The organism is Caulobacter segnis (genome assembly GCF_019931575.1).
GTDB lineage: Bacteria > Pseudomonadota > Alphaproteobacteria > Caulobacterales > Caulobacteraceae > Caulobacter > Caulobacter segnis_C.
Map to the genome: position 1 here is coordinate 3,293,811 of NZ_CP082923.1, position 19,203 is coordinate 3,313,013.

Genomic DNA, 19,203 nt, shown 5'->3' on the forward strand with positions numbered 1-19,203 from the left:
CGCAAGTTTAGGATGAGCGTCGGAGCCGGCGGGGCCGGCTCCGGTTCTCGCGTCAGCCGGCGGCCAGACGACGCTGGTCGTCGCGGGCGGCCTTCAGCTTCTCGGCCACCAGGAAGGCCAGCTCCAGCGCCTGCTCGCCGTTCAGGCGCGGGTCGCAGTGCGTGTGGTAGCGGTCGGCGAGATCCGTCTCCGAGACCGCGCGGGCGCCGCCCAGGCATTCGGTGACGTTCTGGCCGGTCATCTCCAGGTGGACGCCGCCCGGATGCACGCCTTCGGCCTGGGCGATCTCCACGAAGCTCTTCACTTCCGAGAGGATGCGGTCGAACGGGCGGGTCTTGTAGCCGGTCGAGGCCTTCAGGGTGTTGCCGTGCATCGGGTCCGTGGCCCAGACCACCGAGCGGCCAGCGGCCTTGGTCGCCTTCATCAGGCGCGGCAGGCGGTCGGCGATCTTGTCCGAGCCGAAGCGGCCGTACAGGGTCAGGCGGCCCGGCTCGTTGTTGGGATTCAGGACGTCGATCAGACGCAGCAGGTCGTCGCCCTCCATGGTCGGACCGCACTTGAGGCCGATCGGGTTCTTCACGCCCTTCATGAACTCGATGTGCGCGCCGTCCAGCTGACGGGTGCGCTCACCGATCCACAGCAGGTGGGCGCTGGTGTCGTACCAGTCGCCCGAGGTGCTATCGACGCGGGTCATGGCCTCCTCGAAGCCCAGCAGCAGGGCCTCGTGGCTGGTGAAGAACTCGACCTGGTGCATGCCCGGATGGCTCTGGGGCGTGACGCCGATCGCGGCCATGAAGGCCAGGCTCTCGGTGATCTTGTCGGATAGCTCGCGATAGCGCGCGCCCTGCGGGCTGTCGCCGACGAAGCCCAGGGTCCAGCGATGGATGTTGTGGAGATCGGCATAGCCGCCACTGGCGAAGGCGCGCAGCAGGTTCAGGGTCGCGGCCGACTGGCCATAGGCCTTCAGCAGGCGGTCCGGATCCGGCACGCGCTCCTCGGAGGTGAAGTCCATGCCGTTGATGATGTCGCCGCGATAGGACGGCAGCGTCGTCCCGTCGATCGTCTCGACCGGCTCCGAGCGCGGCTTGGCGAACTGGCCGGCGATGCGGCCCACCTTCACCACCGGCTTGCCGCCGGCGAAGGTCAGCACCACCGCCATCTGCAGGATCAGGCGGAAGGTGTCGCGGATGTTGTCCGCGTGGAATTCCTTGAAGCTCTCGGCGCAGTCGCCGCCTTGCAGCAGGAAAGCCCGGCCCTCGGCCACCTCGCCCAGCAGGCTCTTCAGCCGGCGCGCCTCGCCCGCGAAGACCAGCGGCGGCATCTGGCGAAGCGTCTGCTCAACCCGTTCCACGGCGCCCATGTCCGGATAGTCGGTGGGCATGTGCTTGGCGGGTTTGGCTCTCCAGGTCGCGGGGGTCCAGCGGGTGGTCATGACAGGCTCGATAACTGAAAGGGCGGCGTAGATACCGCGAATGGAACAAAAAGGCAAAATCATGCGGCTGAACACCGCCGATCAGCCGAGACGGGAAAGTCGTTGTCGCGCTAACGGGCCGGCACGCTCGATTTTTGCGCGATGCCGCAGGCGATGACGGCGATGGCGCCCAGCGCCAGCCACCACTCCTGCCAGACGCCGAAGCTCAGTCCGCCGATGACGACATAGGCGACCAGGCTGCCGGTCGCCATGGCGCCGTCGCGGCGGTCGATCTCGGTCCAGCCCAGGATCCGGTACAGGATCCAGGCGAAAAAGGCCGCCGCCATGGCCGCGCCCAGCGCGCCCAGTTCCAGCCACAGCTGCAGGGCGGCGTTGTGGGTGTGCAGCGGAATGGCGTCGCCGAACGTGCGGGAGGCGTCGATCCCCCAGCCGCGCAGGGCGTGCTCGACGATCTGGTTGGCCGCGAAAGCCCAGATGTTCAGGCGATGATCCCAGGACGGCGGGGCCATTGCGTGCAGCCAGCCGAAGAAGCCCGAGCGCACGCCCCACAGCACCACCATCGGCGCGAAGATGAACAGCGCCGAGACCAGCGGGATCAGGGCGCGGACGAACGGCTTGCCGATGAATCGCGCGCCCAGCCATGTCAGGCCGCCCAGCATCAGGGCCGCGATCGGCGCGTCCGCGCCGCTCAGGTGCGCCGCGACGAGCGTCATCAGGGCGATCGCGGCGATCACCAGATTGCGGCCTCGGAACTTCCAGTCGTCCAGCAGGCGCGCGCAGGGCCAGAACAGCAGCACCAGCACATAGGTCCCCGAGGCGATCTTCACGATCGCCTGGTCTGGCCGGATGGTCTCGCCGGTGACCTTGTGAAGGACCATGTAGATCGACGCCTTCAGCGTCGCGTCCAGGCAGGTGACGACGGCGAGCACCATCATGCCCACCAGCATCACCCTGCCCGCCAGGCGGGCCGAGCGCCGCGACATCTCGCCCAGCGCCGCGACAGCGGTTCCGTACAGCGCCAGCTGCATCAGCAGCTTCAGGGCGGTGAACTTGTCGACGTTCTTCTTGAGGTCCGCCAGGTGAGGCGCCGCCGGGCTCCAGCTCAGGCTGGCCAGCGCCCACAGCACCAGCAGCAGCAGGGCGAACATCGGCAGCAGCGGCGGCCGCGAACGGGCCAGGCGCGGCGCGGCCAGCAGGCCGACCAGGCTGACCAGCCCCGCGAACCACAGCGGGATCGCGTAGCCGATCAGCGGGGTCATCACCATCATGAAGACGGCGAGCCCGCCCAGCCAGCGCGTGCGCCGCTCCGAGGCCGCCGGCGAGACGACCGCCTGCGTCATCCCACCCCGCCGACTTCGACCGGGACGTATTTCTCGCGCATCGTCACCAGCTCCTCGGCCAGGGTCGGGTGAACAGCGCAGGTGGAATCCCACTGCGGCTTGGTCACGCCCATCTTCACGGCGATGGCGGCCATCTGGATGATCTCGGGCGAGTCCGGCCCGACGACGTGGACGCCGACCACCTTCTGGTCGTCGGCCTTGACCACCAGCTTGATCAGGCACCGCTCCTGGCCGCCGTAGAAGGTGATCTTCATCGGACGGAACACCGAGCGGTAGATGTCGACCGTCCCGAACGCGTGGCGCGCCTCGGCCTCGGTCATGCCCACCGCGCCCACCGGCGGCTGCGAGAACACCGCCGAAGCAACCATGTCGTGATCGAAGCTGGTCGGGTTGCCATAGAACTCGGTCTGCGCGAAGGCCGCGCCCTCGCGGATCGCCACCGGCGTCAGGTTGATGCGGTCGGTGACGTCGCCGACGGCCCAGATGCTGGCCACGTTGGTCTTGGAATACTCATCGACCGCGATCGCGCCGCGCTCGTTCAGCTTCACGCCGGCCTTCTCCAGACCCAGGCCCTGGACGTAGGGCTCGCGGCCCGTGGCGAACATCACCGCCTCGGTCTCGAAGGTCAGGTCGCTGGTCAGGGTGCTGAGCAGCGTGCCGTCCTCCTGCTTCTCGATGCTGGTGTGCGAACAGCCCAGCACCACCTTGACGCCGCGCTTGCCCAGTTCGTCGGCCAGGTGCGAGCGCACGTCGTCGTCGAAGCCGCGCAGGATGTTGGCGCCGCGATAGAGCAGCGTCGTCTGCACGCCCAGGCCCGCGAAGATGCCGGCGAACTCGACGGCGATGTAGCCGCCGCCGACGATCATGATGCTCTTCGGCAGCTTGGGCAGGTGGAAGGCTTCGTCCGAGGTGATGCCGAGCTCGGCGCCCGGGAAGTCAGGCTTCACGGGGCGACCGCCCGTGGCGATCAGGATCTTCTTGGCCGTGTAGGTCCCGGCGTCCTTGCTACCGTCCTTGGGCAGGACCTCGACGGTGTGGGCGTCGACGATCTGGGCGCGGCCGTGCAGCAGGTTCGCCCCGGCCTTCTGGAGGTTGGTGACGTAGATGCCCGACAGGCGGGCGATCTCGACGTCCTTGTCGTGGATGAAGCCCTTCCAGTCGAACTTGGCCTCGCCGATCGTCCAGCCGTAGCCCTTGGCGGTCTTGAGGTGGCTGGTGACCTCGCTGGCGTAGACCATGAACTTCTTGGGCACGCAGCCGCGGATCACGCAGGTGCCGCCGACCCGATACTCCTCGGCCACGGCGACCTTGGCGCCGCTCATGGCCGCCAGCCGCGCCGCCCGCACGCCGCCCGAACCGGCGCCGATGACGAAGAGATCGAAGTCGTAGTCAGCCACGATGGCCTCCGGGAAACTCTAGCTTTGTGCGGCTCTATGTAGGACGTCAGGGAACGTGGCGCACCACACCCTGATCGGTGCCGATCAGGGCTTCGTCGGCCAGGTCCAGAAACAGGCCATGGTCGACCACGCCGGTGATGCTCTTCAAGGCCGTGGCCAGGGCCGCCGGCTCGTCGATGCGGCCCGAGGCCATGTCGTAGATCAGGTTGCCGCCATCGGTGACCACCACGCCGCGTTCGGCCGTGCGCAGGCGCGGCGGCGGCAGGTCGAACTCGGCGGCGATGTCGGCCAGTCGCCAGCTGGTGTGGACGTGGCCGAAGCGGACCACCTCGATCGGCAGCGGAAACTTGCCCAGGGCCTCGACCTTCTTGGCGGCGTCGGCGATGACGACGCAGCGGCTGGAGGCCTCCCAGACCAGCTTCTCGCGCAGCAGGGCCGCGCCGCCGCCCTTGATCAGGGAGAGGCCCGGCCCGACCTCGTCGGCGCCGTCGACGGTCAGGTCGATGGTCTTGACGTCGTCCAGCGCCGCCAGCGGGATGCCCAGTTCGCGCGCCAGGGCGGCGGTGGCGTCCGAGGTCGGCACGCCCCGGATGTCGCTCAGGTTGCGGGCGGCCAGCGCCTTGACGAACCAGGCGGCCGTCGAGCCGGTGCCCAGGCCCACCACCATGCCGTTCTCGACGAGCTCGGCGGCGGCTTCGCCCGAGATGCGCTTCTGATCGTCGGCGCTCATGTCTTCTTCCCGTCCTTCTTGGCTTGCTTGAGGGCGCGGAACTTGGTCGCCCACCCCGCCTTCGTGGTCTGTTCCGGACGTGACAGGGCCAGGGCCCCGTCCTCGACGTCCTTGGTGATCACCGAGCCCGAGCCGGTCATCGCCCCGTCGCCCACCCGCACGGGCGCGACCAGGGCGCTGTTGGAGCCGATGAAGGCGCCCTTGCCGACGTGGGTCTCGAACTTCTCGAAGCCATCGTAGTTGCAGAAGATCGTGCCGGCCCCGATGTTGGCCTTCTCGCCCACCGAGCCGTCGCCCAGGTAGCTGAGGTGGTTGGCCTTGGCGCCCGCGCCGACCTTGACCTTCTTCACTTCCACGAAGTTGCCGATGTGAGCCTCGGGACCGATCTCCGCGCCCGGACGCAGGCGGGCATAGGGCCCGATCAGCGCGCCCTCGCCCACCGTCGCGCCTTCCAGGTGGCTGAAGGCCTTGATCACGGCGCCGGCCTCGACGGTGACGCCCGGACCGAAGACCACGAACTGTTCGACCACCGCGCCGCCAGCGACCTTGGTGTCCCACGACAGGTGGATGGTGTCGGGCGCGGGCATGGTGACGCCCTCGACCATCAGGGCCTTGCGGCGCGCGCCCTGCCAGACGGCCTCGGCGGCGGCCAGCTCGCCTTGCGAATTGACGCCCTGCACCGAGGGCTCGGGCGCGAAGGCCGCGCGGGTCGAGAGCTTGCGGTCGTGGGCCAGGCCAACGACGTCGGTGAGGTAGTACTCGCCCTTGCTGTTGTCGTTGCGGACATCGGCCAGCAGGCTGAACAACGTGGCGCGGTCGGCGGCCAGCACGCCGGAATTGCAGTGCTTGACCTGCTTGGTCGCCAGGTCCGCGTCCTTCTCCTCGACGATGCGCAAGAGCACGTGGCCGGGCGCCAGGATCAGGCGGCCGTAGCCAGTGGGGTTGGCGGCCTCGAAGCCCAGCACGGCGACATCGGCGCCGTTGGCCCTCTGCTCGAACAGCGGCGCGATCACCGGCGCGGTGGTCAGCGGGCAATCGGCGTAGGTGACGACCACGTCGCCGTCGAAATCGGCCAGGGCGTCGCGGGCCGCCAGCACGGCGTGGCCGGTGCCCAGGGGCGGATCCTGGACGACCGTCGCGTTCGGGCCCAGGCGCTTGCGGGCGCTCTCGCCCACTTGCGGGCTGTGCGCGCCGACCACCACGATGATCCGCTCGCAGCCCAGCCCCTCGGCCGCGTCGATCGCGTGGTCCAGCAGGGTGCGGCCAGCCAGCCTGTGCAGCACCTTGGGGGTCGGCGACTTCATCCGCGTGCCCTGGCCAGCGGCCAGGATCACGGCGGCGCGAGGGCGGGTGGGCTTGGTGGCGGGTTCAGTCATATCCGGACGACTCCCTGGAGTGCGTTACGCGTTGCATTAGCCGTGCAATTGGCCGAAACGCCAGTCCCATGAGCCAGCTTCATGACCTGAACGGGGCGACCATCGCCTTCGACCTCGACGGCACCCTGGTCGACACCGCCCCAGACCTGGTTGGGGCGCTGAACACCATCCTCGCCCAGGAATCCCTGCCGCCCCTCCCGTTCGACGAGGTGCGGCTGATGGTCGGCCGCGGCGCCCGCGCCCTGCTGGAGCGGGGCTTCGCCGCCGCCGGCTCGCCGCTGGACGCCGAGCGCGCGCCGCCGCTGGTCGAGCGCTTCATCGCCCACTACCTGACCCGCATCGCCGACGAGAGCGCCCCCTTCCCCGGCGTGGTAGAGGTCCTGACCGACCTGAAGGCCGCCGGCGCGCGGCTGGTGGTCTGCACCAACAAGCTGACCAACCTTTCGGACGCCCTGCTGGAGGCGGTGGGGCTGCTGCCCTTCTTCGACGCGGTGATCGGGGCCGACAGCGCGCCCGCCGCCAAGCCGGACGGTCGCCACGTCGCCGCCGCCGTCGCGGCCGTGGGCGGCGACGTCGGGCGCGCGGTGATGATCGGCGACAGCATCAACGACGCCCTCGGCGCCCGCAACGCCGGGGTGCCCAGCGTGCTGGTCTCGTTCGGCTACACGGAGGAGCCGGTCGAGACGCTGGGGGCCGATCTGGTCATCCACAGCTTTTTGGACGTGCCGGAGGCCTGCATCTCGCTTTTGACCTCTTGCCCCGCGCCGAACACCGGGCTATAGGCCCCCTCCTCTCGCGGATCGGTCCCTCGCGGCCCGAACCGACAAGGCGGATGCTTAGCTCAGCGGGAGAGCACCTCGTTCACACCGAGGGGGTCGCAGGTTCAATCCCTGCAGCATCCACCATCTTCCTCCCACGGATTTGACGAACCGACACGCGCGCGACCACCACGCGGCGCGAAGCTTGGCGCGTGAGCCGGATGCGGGACGTCTCGTCTTAGCCCGACGCGCCCGCCTCAAGCGGCGCTGAAATCCGAGAGAATGGTCGAGGTCGCGCGATCGGCGGCGGGTTCGAAGCGGAGCGAGGCGTCGCTGTCGCGGCCCTGCCTGAACTCGCGGGGCGACTGGCCGTACTGCTCGCGGAAGGCGCGGCTGAAGTGAGCCGAGCCGTTGAAGCCCCAGCGGAAGCAGATCTCCGAGATCGACAGCCGCGCATGCTGCGGGCTGGCCAGGTCGATGCGGCAGCGCTCCAGGCGCCGCAGCCGCAGATAGCGGCTGAACGTCTCATTGGCCGAGGCGAACAGCTTCTGCACGTAGCGGGGCGAGACCCCCTCCTCGTTGGCGACGCGACGCAGCGACAGCTCCGGATCGGGCAACAGGGTCTCGATGGTCTGGCACAGCCGCTGCAGGTGCGAGGTGGGCGTGGCGGCGTCCAAAGCGTCGGCGTTGGCCGCGCCCTGCTCGATCAGGCACTGGGCCAGGAACTCGGTCAGGGCCAGATCCACCGGCCGCAACTGGTCGACCGACAGGTTCTCCAGCTCCTCGGCCGTGCCTCGCAGCAGGTCCGACAGAATGCGCGGCACGCCCTTGGAGCCTTCGAGCCAGCCGACCCGCAGGTTGAACGGCTTGATCAGGCGGTGGTCCAAGGCCACGCGCGGCGCGCGGACGAACAGCAGGCGCGAGCGGGTGTCCAGCCGCAGGGCGGCCGCCTGTCCGGTCGGCCCGAAGGCGATGTCGCCGGTCGCGACGCCGACGGCCAGATCGTCGGTGACCAGGGTCGCCTCGCCGTGCAGCAGCACCGCCAGCCACACGGCCGCCGGCTGCCCCGAGAGACGACCCGAGATGGTCTGGGCCCCGGCCTCGACCAGGGCGAACTCGATCCCCAAAGGCGAGGTCAGACAGATGACCGAGGCCGCGGCCGGCTCGCCGTCCGACAGCCCCTCGATCGGCAGGCCCAGGCGTCCCATCGCCTCGCGCCAGGCCTCGGCGCGTTCGGCGCGGGGGTGGCTTTCGGTGCTGAACGACCAGGCCTTCATCGCCTTACTCCTTGAGCTTGGGGAAGATGTCGCGCGGGATCCTGACGTGGCAGCCCTGGGTGCCGTCGACCACCTGGGTGACGCCGAAGTCGGCGGCCACGCTCATCAGCGAATAGGCGTCGTTCCTGGACAGCCCCACCTGATCGCTGAGCAGGCTCAGCATCTTGGTCGAGGCGTCGCGCATGGCCAGGTTCAGGTCCTCGTTGAAGCCGTGGACGATCCACCACTTGGGCGTCTCCAGCAGCGGGCCAGGCGTTTGGATGTCCTTGCGCAGCACGATCTGCATCAGGACGTTCAGCGAGGACTCGATGGCCGTGCCCGACAGCTCGCCGTCGCCCTGGCTGACGTGGGGGTCGCCAATCGAGAACAGGCCGCCGTCGACCTGCACGGTGTAATACATCGTGGCGCCTGCCCCGATGCGCCAGTTGTCGATGTTGCCGCCGTGCTCGCCCGGCGGGATGGTGCTGACGCGGCCATCGACGGCGGGCGCCACGCCGGCGGTGCCCAGGTGCGGACGCGCTGGAATCCGCACGCCCTTCAGGGCGGGCTGGCGGTCGCATTCCGGGCAGTGGGTGATCGTGCCCGGGATCAGGTACTTGCCCTCGAAGTCGTAGGCATAGAGGGCGCTGGCGGTGTTGGTGTTCGGGTCCAGCTCGTAGATGGTCACCCGCTCCTTCTCGCCGAACTCCTTGTAGAGATAGCCCCAGTTGGCCGCGAGGTTGGAGCCGTAGTTGTTGCGCGGGACCATGCGCAGGTAGCGCACTTCCAGCACGTCGCCAGGCTTGGCGCCCTCGACAAAGATTGGCCCGGTCATGATGTGGACGCCGGGGTTGCGGTCCTCCTCGGGGATCTCCTTGAAGATCCGGGTGACGCCCTCGTCCATCATCAGCTCGGGCGCGTCGCCGGCGTGGTGGGTGATGGCCTCGGCCTGGATCAGGTCCCCGCTCTTGACCCGCAAGGCGGGCGGCGTCGACGGGTCGAAATAGCCCCAGTGAACGGTCTGGGGTGTGGCCTTCAGCGTGTGCAGGGCGCCGGGAACGACGTCGGGGCGGGTCTGGCCGGGTTCGCAGATGAAGGGCATCGGGTCCTCAGACGCTGGCCAAACGGGGGGTGGAGAGCGTGACCGAGGTCATGCTCAGCGAGCCGTGCTCGATATGGTCGGGGGCGAAGGTCGGGGCGTCACCGGGCAGGCGCGCGCCCAGCACGTACAGCAGCGGCCAGTAGTGGTCCGGCGTCGGCACCGAGCGGCTGGCGTCCTGGCCCTGGCTCTGGAAGTCGACGGCCCGCTGTGGGGCGTCCTCGACGATGGCGGTCTTGATGTAGTCGTTGAAGCGCTGCGACCAGTCGTAGGGCGCGCAGTTCCTGTCACCCCAGTCCATGGCCGGCAGGTTGTGGACGATGTTGCCGGTGCCGACGATCAGCACGCCCTCGTCGCGCAGAGGCGCCAGGCGCTGGCCAATCTCGAAGTGCCAGGCCGGCGGCTTGGTGGCGTCCATGCTGAGCTGGACCACCGGCACGTCGGCTTCGGGAAAGGCCTTGCCCAGCACCGACCATGTCCCGTGGTCCAGACCCCAGCCGCCCTCGTCTAGGGCCACGGGCGTGGGGCTGAGGATCTCGCGCACCCGCGCCGCCAGTTCAGGCGAGCCGGGCGCGGGGTACTGCTGGTCGAACAGCGCCTTGGGAAACGACGCCCCGAAGTCGTGGATGGTGCGCGGCCTAGTCATGGCCGTCACCGCGATCCCGCGCGTCAGCCAGTGCGCCGAGACGCAGAGGATCGCCTTGGGCTTGCCGACGGCGTCGCCCATGGCCTTCCAGGTCCGGGTGGTGTCGTTGGTCTCCAGCGCGATCATCGGGCTGCCGTGACCGAAGAAGATGACGGGCAGGCGGCTCATGCGGCGGCCTCCGAATTGGCGGGCGCCGGCGCGCCACCGGTCTTTAGCGCCGCCCAGGCCTTCTGGTAGCGCGGCGTGAGCCAGCGATTGAACTGCACCTGCGCGCCTTCCTGCCAGGAGTAGCGCCCCCGGATGGCGAAGCGCGAGCGCAGGCCCTGCTGGACCAGCTCGTCGACATGCATGTCCTGGGCGATGATCTTTCCGGCCGAGGTCATGATCATCTCGAGCCGCTCCTCGAAGCCGGAGGTCTCGGTCGCGCCAGGGGCCACCAGGATGCCGGTGTCCTGCTCCATGGTCTCGGGGCCGGTGGGCCGCAGGATCAGGTAGATGACCATGTCGCTGGTCATCACCAGCGACAGCGTCGGCGGGATATTGGCGAAGGTCGCGCGGTTGCGGTCTTCCTCGGTCAGGTTCGGAAACAGCGGCAGCACCGCCTTCTGGGTCGGGTTGAAGCTGGCGTCGGCGTGCAGGGTGCCGTTGTAGCGCAGGAAGCCGGCGGAGCCCTCCTCGGCCTCGGGGAAGCTGCACAGCTCGCTGGGAATGAAGTCGTGCAGCGGTCCGCGATGCAGCTTGCTGGCGTGGTAGCCGTCGTTGTTGTTCTCGAACATCACCTTCCAGTTCCAGGCGAACTGGCCGGTCATCGGCGGCGACAGGCCGTCGGCGTTGGCGAGGTCGTAGTTGGCCACGGCCGCCTCGACCGCCGTCAGGCGCGGCGCCAGCGGCGCGGCCTCGGCGTCGAAGTTGATGAAGATGAAGCCCAGCCAGATCTCGACCTTGAAGGTCGGCAGCTTCACGGCCTTCTTGTCGAAGTCGCAGGTGCGCTCCATGGCCGGGGCGTTCACCAGGTCGCCGTTCAGCGAATAGACCCAGTGGTGATACGGGCAGACGAAGCCGCGCGCGTTGCCCCTGCCCTCGGCCACCAGCATGGCGCGGTGCTGGCACACGGCCGACATCGCCTTGATCTGGTTGTCGCGGTTGCGGGTGACGATGATCGGCTCGCCGATGATCCGCGTCGTGAAGAAGTCGCCGGGTTCCTTGACCCAGTCGACGCGGCCGACGCACAGCCATTCGTGATTGAACAGCGCCTCCTTCTCGAACTCGTAGAAGTCGGGGTCGACATAGCAGGCGGGCGGCAAGGTCTCGGCGGCCCCCACGTCCAGCATGGAGCGGGAGAGGCCTTCGAAGAAGGCGTCGCTGAAGAAGCCGTTCGGCGGGCGCAGGCTCATCGTGAAGCGCTCTGAGAAGTCGGAAGTCGACCATCACGCTAGGACCGCAGCGTGGGCCGGTCTTGCTCCAGCGCGCACGAAGAGTTGGTCGTCGAACGCCCTTCGCGCTCCGACGCCGCATTCGCGGGCGATCGGCGCCCGGATGGCGCGGACGGCGCCCAAGAGCGGGTCAATCGCGCGGCAGACGAGAAAGCCGTCGTGCGCGCTGATGCAAGACCATCGCCTCCCGGAGGCCTAGCTTAAGGCCATCGCACCACGGAGGACGCCATGACGCTGACCGCCGACATCGCCATTCAGGACCTGAAGCCCGGCTTCGGGGCCGAGATTTCCGGCATCGACCTGGCTTCGGCCTCGGACGCGGCCCTGGACCAGGTCGTCGACACCTTCCATCGCCACGGCGCCATCGCCCTGCGCGACCAGAAGATGACGCCCGACGACCTGATGCGCTTCATCGGTCGGTTCGGCGATCCCGAGGACCACACCCAGACCCGCTTCACCCTGCCGGGCTATCCGAAGATCTTCATTCTCTCCAACCGCGTCGTGGACGGAAAGCCGATTGGCGCCCACAACGACGGGGTCGGCTGGCACACCGACTACAGCTACAAGCCCGAGCCGGTGATGCTGACCATGCTCTACGCGGTCGAGGTGCCGGACGAGGGCTCCGACACCCTGCTGGCCGACGGCTGCGCGGCCTGGAACGCCCTGCCCGCCGACAAGCAGGCCCTGCTGGAAGGGCTGCGGCTGCACCACAGCTACAAGCACTTCATGGCCACCCGCCAGTTCGGTCAACAGCAGAACCTTTCGCCCGAGTTGGAAGCGGCCAATCCCGACGTCGAGCACCCGCTGATCCGCACCCACCCGGCCGACGGCCGCAAGGCGCTGTGGCCCTCGACCGGCACGGTCACCGAGGTGATCGGCATGCCCGGGCCGGCCGGTCTGGCCCTACTGGATGAACTCGTCGAGTTCATGACCCAGGACCAGTTCGTCTATCGCCACAAGTGGCGGGTCGGCGATCTCCTGATGTGGGACAATCGCTGCACCCTGCACACCGGCACGCTGTACGACGACACCAAGTACATCCGGACCATGCACCGCCTTTGGGTGAAGGGCGACAAGCCCTACTGATCTCCCTTTCGGTGGAGTTGGCATGACCAAGACCTGGATTATCACCGGCGTCTCCGGCGGTTTGGGCCGCGAGATCGCCCGCGCCGCCCTGGCGCGCGGCGACGTCGTCGTCGGCACGGTGCGCAAGCCGCAGGCCGTCGCTGCGTTCGAAGCCCTCGCGCCCGGCCGCGCCTACGGCGTGGTCATGGACGTCACCGACACGACCGCCGTGACCGCCGCGGTCGCCAAGGCCGAGGCGGTGACCGGGACCATCGACGTCCTGGTCAACAACGCCGGCTACGGCCTGGTCGGCGCGGTCGAGGAGGCCTCGCTGGACGAGGTCCGCGCCCAGTTCGAGACCAACGTCTTCGGTCCGCTGGCGGTGCTGAAGGCCGCCCTGCCCGCCATGCGCGCCCGCCGCGCCGGACGGATCATCAACATCACCTCGGTCTCCGGCCTGGCCGTCTGGGCCGGCACCGGCGTCTACTGCGCCAGCAAATGGGCGCTGGAAGGCCTGACCCAGACCCTGGCCCAGGAGGTCGCGGAACTCGGCATCAAGGTCGTCAACGTCGCCCCGGGCGGCCTGCGCACCGACTTCGCCCAGGGCTCCAAGACCATCGTGGCCGAGAAGTTTGCCGACTATGACGGCCTGGCGCGCGACGCCGAGCGGATCATGGCCGACCATGCCGGCCACGAACCCGGCGATCCGACCAAGGCGGCCCAGGCCATCCTGACGATCGCCGACGCCGAGAACCCGCCCCTTCACCTGCTGCTGGGTGAGGACGCCCTGAAATACGCCGGCTACGCCGCCCAGGGCCTGGCCGCCGACATCGACGCCTGGAAGGCCCTGAGCCTGTCCATCGGCTTCAACGACTGACCCGAAACGCGAGCGAGCCCTAAGTGACCAACACCCTGATCTTCGTCGACCTGGCTTCCGAGGACCCGTCCAAGGCCGGCGACTTCTACGCCAAGGTCTTCGGCTGGCAGAACGACGCCCGTCCCGAGGGCGTCTATCACCGCATGGTGCCGGGGGGCTTCTTCAAGAAATCCGACGGGACCGACAGCGAGATCGGCAACCTGCACCTGGGGATCTTCAAGGCCGCCAACGCGCGCCCCCACCCCGAGCCGGAGGGCGTCGAGCCACGAGCGCTGAGCGCCGACGGCCGCAAGCCGCGCGTCTGGGTGCTGATCAGCGACGACGACAGCGCCGAGCGCATTCTCGGAACCGCCGAGGACCTGGGCGCGACCATCCTGTGGCGAAACCACTACTGGAAGGAATTCAACGGCTACAACCACGCCTTCCGCGACCCCTGGGGCAACGAAATCGTGCTGTGGGGCAAGGCCGGCGCGGATCCGCAGGTCCCAGCGGACTTCACGCGGGAATAGCCCACTCTTGATTTAAGGGGCCACCCGGCCCGGCTCGCCGACGAAGTCCTTGGCGCAGTACCAGCCGCCCTGGAACGGGGCGGCGGCCGGGTCCTCGGGCGGGCTGGAGGCCATGACCTCCCCCGCCCAGTCCTCGGCGTTGTCGCGCGGTTCGTAGCCCAGGAACGCGGCCGCCGAATTATCCCAGAAATTCCGCGTGTTGGCCGAGACGCCGTACACGGTGGCATAGCCGAAATCCGGCGCCTCGATCCCGCAGCGGACCAGCTCGACCATGTCGCGCGGACTGACCCAGACGGCCAGTTGGCGAAGGTCCGACGGCCGCTCGCGATAGGCGCCGATGCGCAAGGACAGCACCTGCAGGCCGAACTTGTCGGCGTACATCCTGCCCATCGCCTCACCGAACACCTTGCTGACGCCGTAGTAGCTGTCCGGGCGCGGGATGAGCGTTTCGGACGTCGGCGTGTCACGGTGATGGAAGCCGGCGGCGTGGTGCGACGAGGCGAACAGCACCCGCTTCACGCCCGCGATCCGCGCGGCCTCGAACAGGTTGTGGACGCCGACGATGTTGGCCGGCAGCACCTTCTCCCAGGCGTTGGTCTCCGGCTCGACGGGCACGCCGGCCATGTGGACGACGCAGTCGATCCCAGCCATGGCGTCGGTCAGGCCCGGCAAGTCCAGGAGATCGACCTTCACGGTCTCCTCCCCCTCGCCCGCGGGCGACAGCAGCGCGATGTCGGCCAGCCGCATCAGGGCGTAGCGGCCGGCCAGGCCCGACCGGATCGCCGAGCCGATGCCGCCAGCCGCGCCCAGCAGGAGAACTCTCAAACCGGTTTGTCGCCGGCGACCGTCACCCGGTAGCCCGTGCGCGTGTCGGGGAAGTAGTCCCAGATCGCTTGGTGCCAGGTGCAGCGGTTGTCCCAGAAGGCCACCGAGTTCGGCTTCCAGCGGAAGCGGACCTGGAAGTCCGGGTTGCTGGCGTGCTGATAGAGGAACTCCAGGATCGCGCGGCTCTCGGCCTTCGACAGACCCGCGATGTGGGTCGTGTAGGACGGATTGACGAACAGGCTCTTCCTGCCGCTGACCGGATGGGTCCGCACGATCGGGTGGGTCGAGCAGTTATACTTGCGGTCGATGTCCGGGAAGATCGCCTTGTAGACCGGGTTGGCGTCGTGGACGGCGGAAAGGCCCTCCAGATAGGCCTTCATCCGGTCCGACAGGGTCTCGTAGGCCCAGTACATGCTGGCGAAGCAGGTGTCGCCGCCATCGTCGGGCAGGACCTTCATGTAGAGGATGCTGCCCAGCGGCGGCTCGGGGTCGCAGGTCAGGTCCGAGTGCCAGTTCTCGCCGGCCACGAACTTTGAGTTGGCGTCGGCATGGATGGCCACGATCTCGGGATGGTCCGGCAGGCCCGGCACGCCCGAGTGGATGGCCAGGTCGCCGAACTTGCGCCCGAAGTCCTTGTGGGCCTCGTGCGACATCTCCTGGTCGCGGAAGAAGATCACCTGATACTGGGTCAGGGCCTGGTGGATCTCCTCGAACTGGCGGTTCGAGAGCGGCTTGCCCAGGTCGACGCCGAAGATCTCCGCGCCGATGCGGCGGGTCATGGGCTTCACGTCGAGCACGTCGTAGGCCATGCGGCCGCCTCCCCTAAGCGTTCAGAAAGCCGCCGCGCACATAGACGAGCGGCGTCTTGGTTTCGTCGGTCACGACGCGCAGTACGCGTCCGACCAGGATTTCGTGATCGCCGCCGTCATGGGCGGCGCGCAGTTCGCACTCGACCGCCGCCACGCAGCCGGCCAGCAGCGGCGCGCCGCAGACCCCGGCCTCGACGGCGGTCAGGGCGAAGCGGTCGTCGGCGCCGCTCTTGGCGAAGCGGTAGGCCAGGTCGCCCTGCTCGTGCGCCAGGATGTTGACGCAGAAGGTCCGGGCCAGGCTCAGCGCCGCCAGGGTGCGGCTGTCGCGCTTGAGGCAGACCATGACCAGCGGCGGGTCCATCGACACCGAGCTGAAGGCGCTGACCGTCGTGCCGACCAGGCGGCCGTCATGACAGGCGGTGACGATGGTTACGCCGGCCGGGAAGCTGCCCATGGCCTTGCGGAAGTCCGCCGGTTCGGGCGCGTGGGGTTGAAGCGCCGCGCTCATCACTCGTTCCCGAATGGGTTGTCGGGATAGACCGCCGAGGCCGGGCGCTTGGCGCTCTCGTCGGGGCTGGCGCGCCCACAAACAGCCAGGGCCGTCAGGGCGTAGATCAGGGCGCTGTCGACCAGGTCCTTGGGCGTCGGACGCCAGCGGCGGAAGCCGGTGGTGATGGCCGGAATCCGCTGCATGTTGAAGACGTTGTGGTCGCGCCACATGCTGGAATAGACCGGATTGGCCAGCGCCACCGGATGGCCCAGGCCCAGCTGGGTGGCCATGTCGACGGCGCCGACCAGCGGCGCCACCTCGGCGGCGTCAGCCTCGAAACCATGGCGCACCACGACCGGCTCGATGTCGATGCGGCCCAGGCCCGCCTCGCGGACCATGGCCTCCAGCGAGTGCTGGACGTCGGCGACGCGCTGCTTGGGCGTCAGGCCCACCTCCAGGTAGAGGTTCACCAGCTCGGTCCCCGCCCCGAAGGCGAATGGGATGCCGCCACGCACCGAGGCGATCTGCGACTTGGGCTGGGCCACGCCGCCTGGGCTGTCGTAGCGGCTCTTCTTCTCGTACTCGCCGCTCCAGGCGTGGATCGCCTCGGTCAGCTTGCCGATCTTGTAGATCGGGTTCGGATGCTGGGCCGCCGTCGCCGGATGCTCCAGCAGCGGCGTGAAGACCCCCTCACCCCACACCTGGAAGCGGAACACCGCATAGCCGCAGCCCACCCAGGTCAGGCCGAAGTCGCAGCCCTCGGCGGCGATGGCGTAGTCCGGCGCGACGCCGCCGTGGTGGAACAGGTAGTGGGCGCCGATGTCCTTGCCCATATAGGCCACGCCCCGGTGCTCCTCGATCGGCTCGGGGCCGATCTCGCCGGGACAGGCGGTCAGGTACATCTTGCCGGCCAGCTCGTAGCCGGCCCTCTTCAGCGCCTTGGCCGCGATCAGGAAACAGCTCATCGGACCGCGATCGTTGGCGATCGGGTAGCCGTAGAGCTTGCCGTCCTCCAGCCAGCACTTCTCCCACTCGGGATTGGCCATGGTCTCGGGGCTGTACTTGTAGACGTCCAGATCCGGGTTCCAGGTCGGCGCCTCGGTGTCCAGGTGGGCGGTGAAGAGGAGGTTCTTCCCCACGCCCTTGCCGCCGTGCGTGCCGATGACGTTCGGCCGTTCCGGCGTCGCCCCGACCTTGCGCGGCGAGAAGCCCTCGCGCGCCATCCAGTCGTAGACGTAGTTGGCGACCTCCAGCTCCTTGCCGGAGGGTGCGGGGATGTTGCCCAGGGTCAAAGCCAGCTCGACGATCTCGGCCTCGTCGATGGCGGCGGCGATCGCCGCGCGATCGGCCTCGGTGACCGTGTACGGGGCGCCCGCGCCCAGGTTGGGAAATCCATCAGCCATGGTCAAACGCTCCAGGCGGCGGCGATCGCGGCCGTATCGGTCAGGATCGCGCTGTTCAGTTCCATCACCTTCAGCGAGGCCGCGTGAATGTCGGCCTCGTAGGCGGCGCACGCGTCGGCGGCGACGAACACATGGTAGTCCAGGCTGAAGGCGTCGCGCACGGTGCTGTCGACGCAGCACTCCGTGGTCAGGCCCGCCGCGATCAGGGTGTCGACGCCCAGATCCTTCAGCCGCGCGTCGAGATCGGTGCCGACGAAGCCGCTGTAGCGGGCCTTCTGGACGACGACCTCGCCGGGCAGCGGCTTGGGTCCGTAGAAGTCCGAGCCGGGGTCGCCGACGCGGCACAGGGCGCTCTCGTTGTCCGGATCGCCACCACGACGGCGCATGCGCTCCTTCCAGGACGGCGAGTCGGTCTCGGGCGCGGTGAAGAGACCCACGAAGACCACAGGCGTTCCGGCCGCGCGCGCCGCGCCGACCAGTCGTTCGGCGGCGGCCACGGCGGGCTGGACCGCAGCCATGTCGACATACTGGCCCAGCGCGCCCTCGGGCGAGGCGAAGTCGACCTGGATGTCGATCACCACCACGGCCGTACGCGACGGCGCGATCCAGACGGCCAGGCCGTCGACCACGCCGGAGGTCGTGGCCCCCTCACCTTCTAGAACTTGCGCATTCACGAGAACACCGCCCGCAGGCCGGGCAGGATCTCGGCGCCGAACATGGTCAGCCCTTCGACATAGTCGGGGAAGATCATCATCAGGCCGTCCAGCTCGCAGTAGCGCAGATATTCCTCGATCTGCGCGCCACAGGTGTTGGGCGAACCGACCACCGTGTGGGTCATGAAGGCGCCCTGCGAGGCCGCCACGGTGGACAGCTTCTCGGCCGGCACGCCCCAGCTCTCCAGCATGGCCAGGATGGCGCCCATGTCGGCGCCGCCCTTGTAGTACTCGACCTTGGCCTCGGCGTCGGCGTCGGTGTCGCCGTGGATCACCGTGCACATGGCGAAGGTCTTGATCGACTTGCCCATGCTCTCGGCGACCTTCTTGGCCCGTAGCGAGGCGTCGCGGCGCTCGTCGGGCGTGCGCCCGCCGATGAAGCAGATGTCGGCCTCGCGCACCGAGAACTGGAAGCCTCGGTCGCTCATGCCGGCGCAGACCAGGTCGGGACGCGGACGCGACAACGGCTTGGGCTTGGACTGGCAGTCCTTCATCGTGAAGTACTTGCCGGCGAAGTCGACGCTGTCCTCGGCCCACAGGCGCTTGACGATCGCCGTCCACTCCTCGGTCAGGGCGTAGCGGTCGTCGTGGGTCATAGACTCGTCCCACGCGCCCATCTGGTCGAACTCGCCCTTGTAGGCGCCGGCCACGATGTTGAGCCCCGCGCGGCCGCCGCTGATGTGATCCAGGGTAGCGATCATCTTGGCCGCCACGGCCGGGTTCTGCAGCAGCGGGTGGATGGTCGCCCAGATCTTCACGTTCTTGGTGGCCTCGGCGATGCCGGCCATCATGGTGACGGACTCCAGGGCCGTGCCCCAGTGGTCGGTCTCGCCGCCGAAGCCGCGGAACTTGCCCATCGACATGACGAAGTCCATGCCGACCTCGTCGGCCTTCACGGCCGCCGCGCGGTTCGTCTCGTACAGGCCGTCGAGGACCGGCGCGGTCTTGGAGATGATCCAGCCGCCGTTGGCGACCGGCAGGAACACCCCGAAATCCTTGTGCTGGGAAGGACGGTGGAACATGGCGTTACTCTCCTTGTTCTTTG

At 68.6% G+C, this 19,203-nt stretch carries 19 protein-coding genes and 1 tRNA gene; 5 read left to right on the top strand and 15 right to left on the bottom strand.

The window, feature by feature from the left end; genetic code table 11:
* Window positions 1-52: 52 nt before the first annotated feature.
* The 5 genes from K8940_RS15165 to glmU form a co-directional block, all read right to left on the bottom strand.
* Window positions 53-1,432 (bottom strand): class II 3-deoxy-7-phosphoheptulonate synthase, encoded by a 1,380-nt coding sequence (locus tag K8940_RS15165; RefSeq protein WP_223390823.1) that lies wholly within the window; start codon window positions 1,430-1,432, stop codon window positions 53-55.
* Between the two features lie 110 nt (window positions 1,433-1,542).
* Complete coding sequence (locus K8940_RS15170) at window positions 1,543-2,772, bottom strand: O-antigen ligase family protein (protein WP_223390824.1); 1,230 nt, start codon at window positions 2,770-2,772, stop codon at window positions 1,543-1,545.
* Window positions 2,769-4,169: a glutathione-disulfide reductase gene (gene gor, locus K8940_RS15175; protein WP_223390825.1), complete on the bottom strand. Its 1,401-nt coding sequence runs from the start codon at window positions 4,167-4,169 to the stop codon at window positions 2,769-2,771. The genes K8940_RS15170 and gor overlap by 4 nt, the downstream gene beginning before the upstream one ends.
* A gap of 46 nt (window positions 4,170-4,215) precedes the next feature.
* A complete protein-coding gene (gene rpiA, locus K8940_RS15180; RefSeq protein ID WP_223390827.1) occupies window positions 4,216-4,899 on the bottom strand; it encodes a ribose-5-phosphate isomerase RpiA in 684 nt (227 codons plus the stop codon).
* Complete coding sequence (glmU, locus tag K8940_RS15185; protein ID WP_223390828.1) at window positions 4,896-6,275, bottom strand: bifunctional UDP-N-acetylglucosamine diphosphorylase/glucosamine-1-phosphate N-acetyltransferase GlmU; 1,380 nt, start codon at window positions 6,273-6,275, stop codon at window positions 4,896-4,898. The genes rpiA and glmU overlap by 4 nt, the downstream gene beginning before the upstream one ends.
* A 68-nt stretch (window positions 6,276-6,343) precedes the next feature.
* Between glmU and K8940_RS15190 the strand changes: the two genes are divergently transcribed.
* Window positions 6,344-7,057, top strand: coding sequence for a phosphoglycolate phosphatase (locus tag K8940_RS15190; RefSeq protein WP_223390830.1), 714 nt, complete (start codon window positions 6,344-6,346; stop codon window positions 7,055-7,057).
* A 48-nt stretch (window positions 7,058-7,105) separates the two neighbouring features.
* Window positions 7,106-7,180 (top strand) — tRNA-Val (locus K8940_RS15195).
* Window positions 7,181-7,290: 110 nt separating this feature from the next.
* On the opposite strand, the gene K8940_RS15200 is transcribed toward K8940_RS15195, so the two are convergent.
* The 4 genes from K8940_RS15200 to K8940_RS15215 are packed head-to-tail and all read right to left on the bottom strand — an operon-like array spanning window position 7,291 to window position 11,428.
* Window positions 7,291-8,310, bottom strand: coding sequence for an AraC family transcriptional regulator (locus K8940_RS15200; protein ID WP_223390832.1), 1,020 nt, complete (start codon window positions 8,308-8,310; stop codon window positions 7,291-7,293).
* 4 nt (window positions 8,311-8,314) lie between these two features.
* Complete coding sequence (locus tag K8940_RS15205; RefSeq protein ID WP_223390833.1) at window positions 8,315-9,391, bottom strand: acetamidase/formamidase family protein; 1,077 nt, start codon at window positions 9,389-9,391, stop codon at window positions 8,315-8,317.
* 7 nt (window positions 9,392-9,398) lie between these two features.
* On the bottom strand, window positions 9,399-10,202 hold the full coding sequence (gene ygiD / locus K8940_RS15210; RefSeq protein ID WP_223390834.1) for a 4,5-DOPA dioxygenase extradiol: 804 nt from the start codon (window positions 10,200-10,202) through the stop codon (window positions 9,399-9,401).
* On the bottom strand, window positions 10,199-11,428 hold the full coding sequence (locus tag K8940_RS15215) for an aromatic ring-hydroxylating oxygenase subunit alpha (protein ID WP_223390836.1): 1,230 nt from the start codon (window positions 11,426-11,428) through the stop codon (window positions 10,199-10,201). The genes ygiD and K8940_RS15215 overlap by 4 nt, the downstream gene beginning before the upstream one ends.
* 267 nt (window positions 11,429-11,695) lie before the next feature.
* Between K8940_RS15215 and K8940_RS15220 the strand changes: the two genes are divergently transcribed.
* Genes K8940_RS15220 through K8940_RS15230 form a run of 3 tightly spaced genes read left to right on the top strand, consistent with a single transcriptional unit; the run spans window position 11,696 to window position 13,918 of the window.
* Window positions 11,696-12,553, top strand: coding sequence for a TauD/TfdA dioxygenase family protein (locus K8940_RS15220; RefSeq protein WP_223390837.1), 858 nt, complete (start codon window positions 11,696-11,698; stop codon window positions 12,551-12,553).
* Between the two features lie 22 nt (window positions 12,554-12,575).
* On the top strand, window positions 12,576-13,409 hold the full coding sequence (locus tag K8940_RS15225) for an oxidoreductase (RefSeq protein ID WP_223390838.1): 834 nt from the start codon (window positions 12,576-12,578) through the stop codon (window positions 13,407-13,409).
* A 23-nt stretch (window positions 13,410-13,432) separates the two neighbouring features.
* Window positions 13,433-13,918, top strand: coding sequence for a VOC family protein (locus tag K8940_RS15230; protein ID WP_223390839.1), 486 nt, complete (start codon window positions 13,433-13,435; stop codon window positions 13,916-13,918).
* Window positions 13,919-13,930: 12 nt separating this feature from the next.
* Here the strand turns inward: K8940_RS15230 and K8940_RS15235 are convergent, their stop codons facing one another.
* The 6 genes from K8940_RS15235 to K8940_RS15260 are packed head-to-tail and all read right to left on the bottom strand — an operon-like array spanning window position 13,931 to window position 19,180.
* The gene (locus K8940_RS15235; RefSeq protein ID WP_223390841.1) at window positions 13,931-14,743 is read right to left on the bottom strand and encodes an NAD-dependent epimerase/dehydratase family protein; all 813 of its coding nucleotides are present in this window, start codon (window positions 14,741-14,743) and stop codon (window positions 13,931-13,933) included.
* The gene (locus K8940_RS15240) at window positions 14,740-15,552 is read right to left on the bottom strand and encodes a TauD/TfdA dioxygenase family protein (protein WP_223390843.1); all 813 of its coding nucleotides are present in this window, start codon (window positions 15,550-15,552) and stop codon (window positions 14,740-14,742) included. Before K8940_RS15240 ends, K8940_RS15235 begins: the two co-directional genes overlap by 4 nt.
* 13 nt (window positions 15,553-15,565) lie before the next feature.
* On the bottom strand, window positions 15,566-16,060 hold the full coding sequence (locus tag K8940_RS15245) for a flavin reductase family protein (RefSeq protein ID WP_223390845.1): 495 nt from the start codon (window positions 16,058-16,060) through the stop codon (window positions 15,566-15,568).
* Entirely contained in the window at window positions 16,060-17,445 is a 1,386-nt protein-coding gene (locus K8940_RS15250; protein ID WP_223390847.1) for a peptidase M20, read from the bottom strand. Before K8940_RS15250 ends, K8940_RS15245 begins: the two co-directional genes overlap by 1 nt.
* A 2-nt stretch (window positions 17,446-17,447) precedes the next feature.
* Window positions 17,448-18,119, bottom strand: coding sequence for a cysteine hydrolase (locus K8940_RS15255; protein WP_411675558.1), 672 nt, complete (start codon window positions 18,117-18,119; stop codon window positions 17,448-17,450).
* Window positions 18,116-19,180, bottom strand: a complete 1,065-nt coding sequence (locus K8940_RS15260; protein WP_223390850.1) for an LLM class flavin-dependent oxidoreductase — start codon at window positions 19,178-19,180, stop codon at window positions 18,116-18,118. The genes K8940_RS15255 and K8940_RS15260 overlap by 4 nt, the downstream gene beginning before the upstream one ends.
* Window positions 19,181-19,203 lie beyond the last annotated feature (23 nt).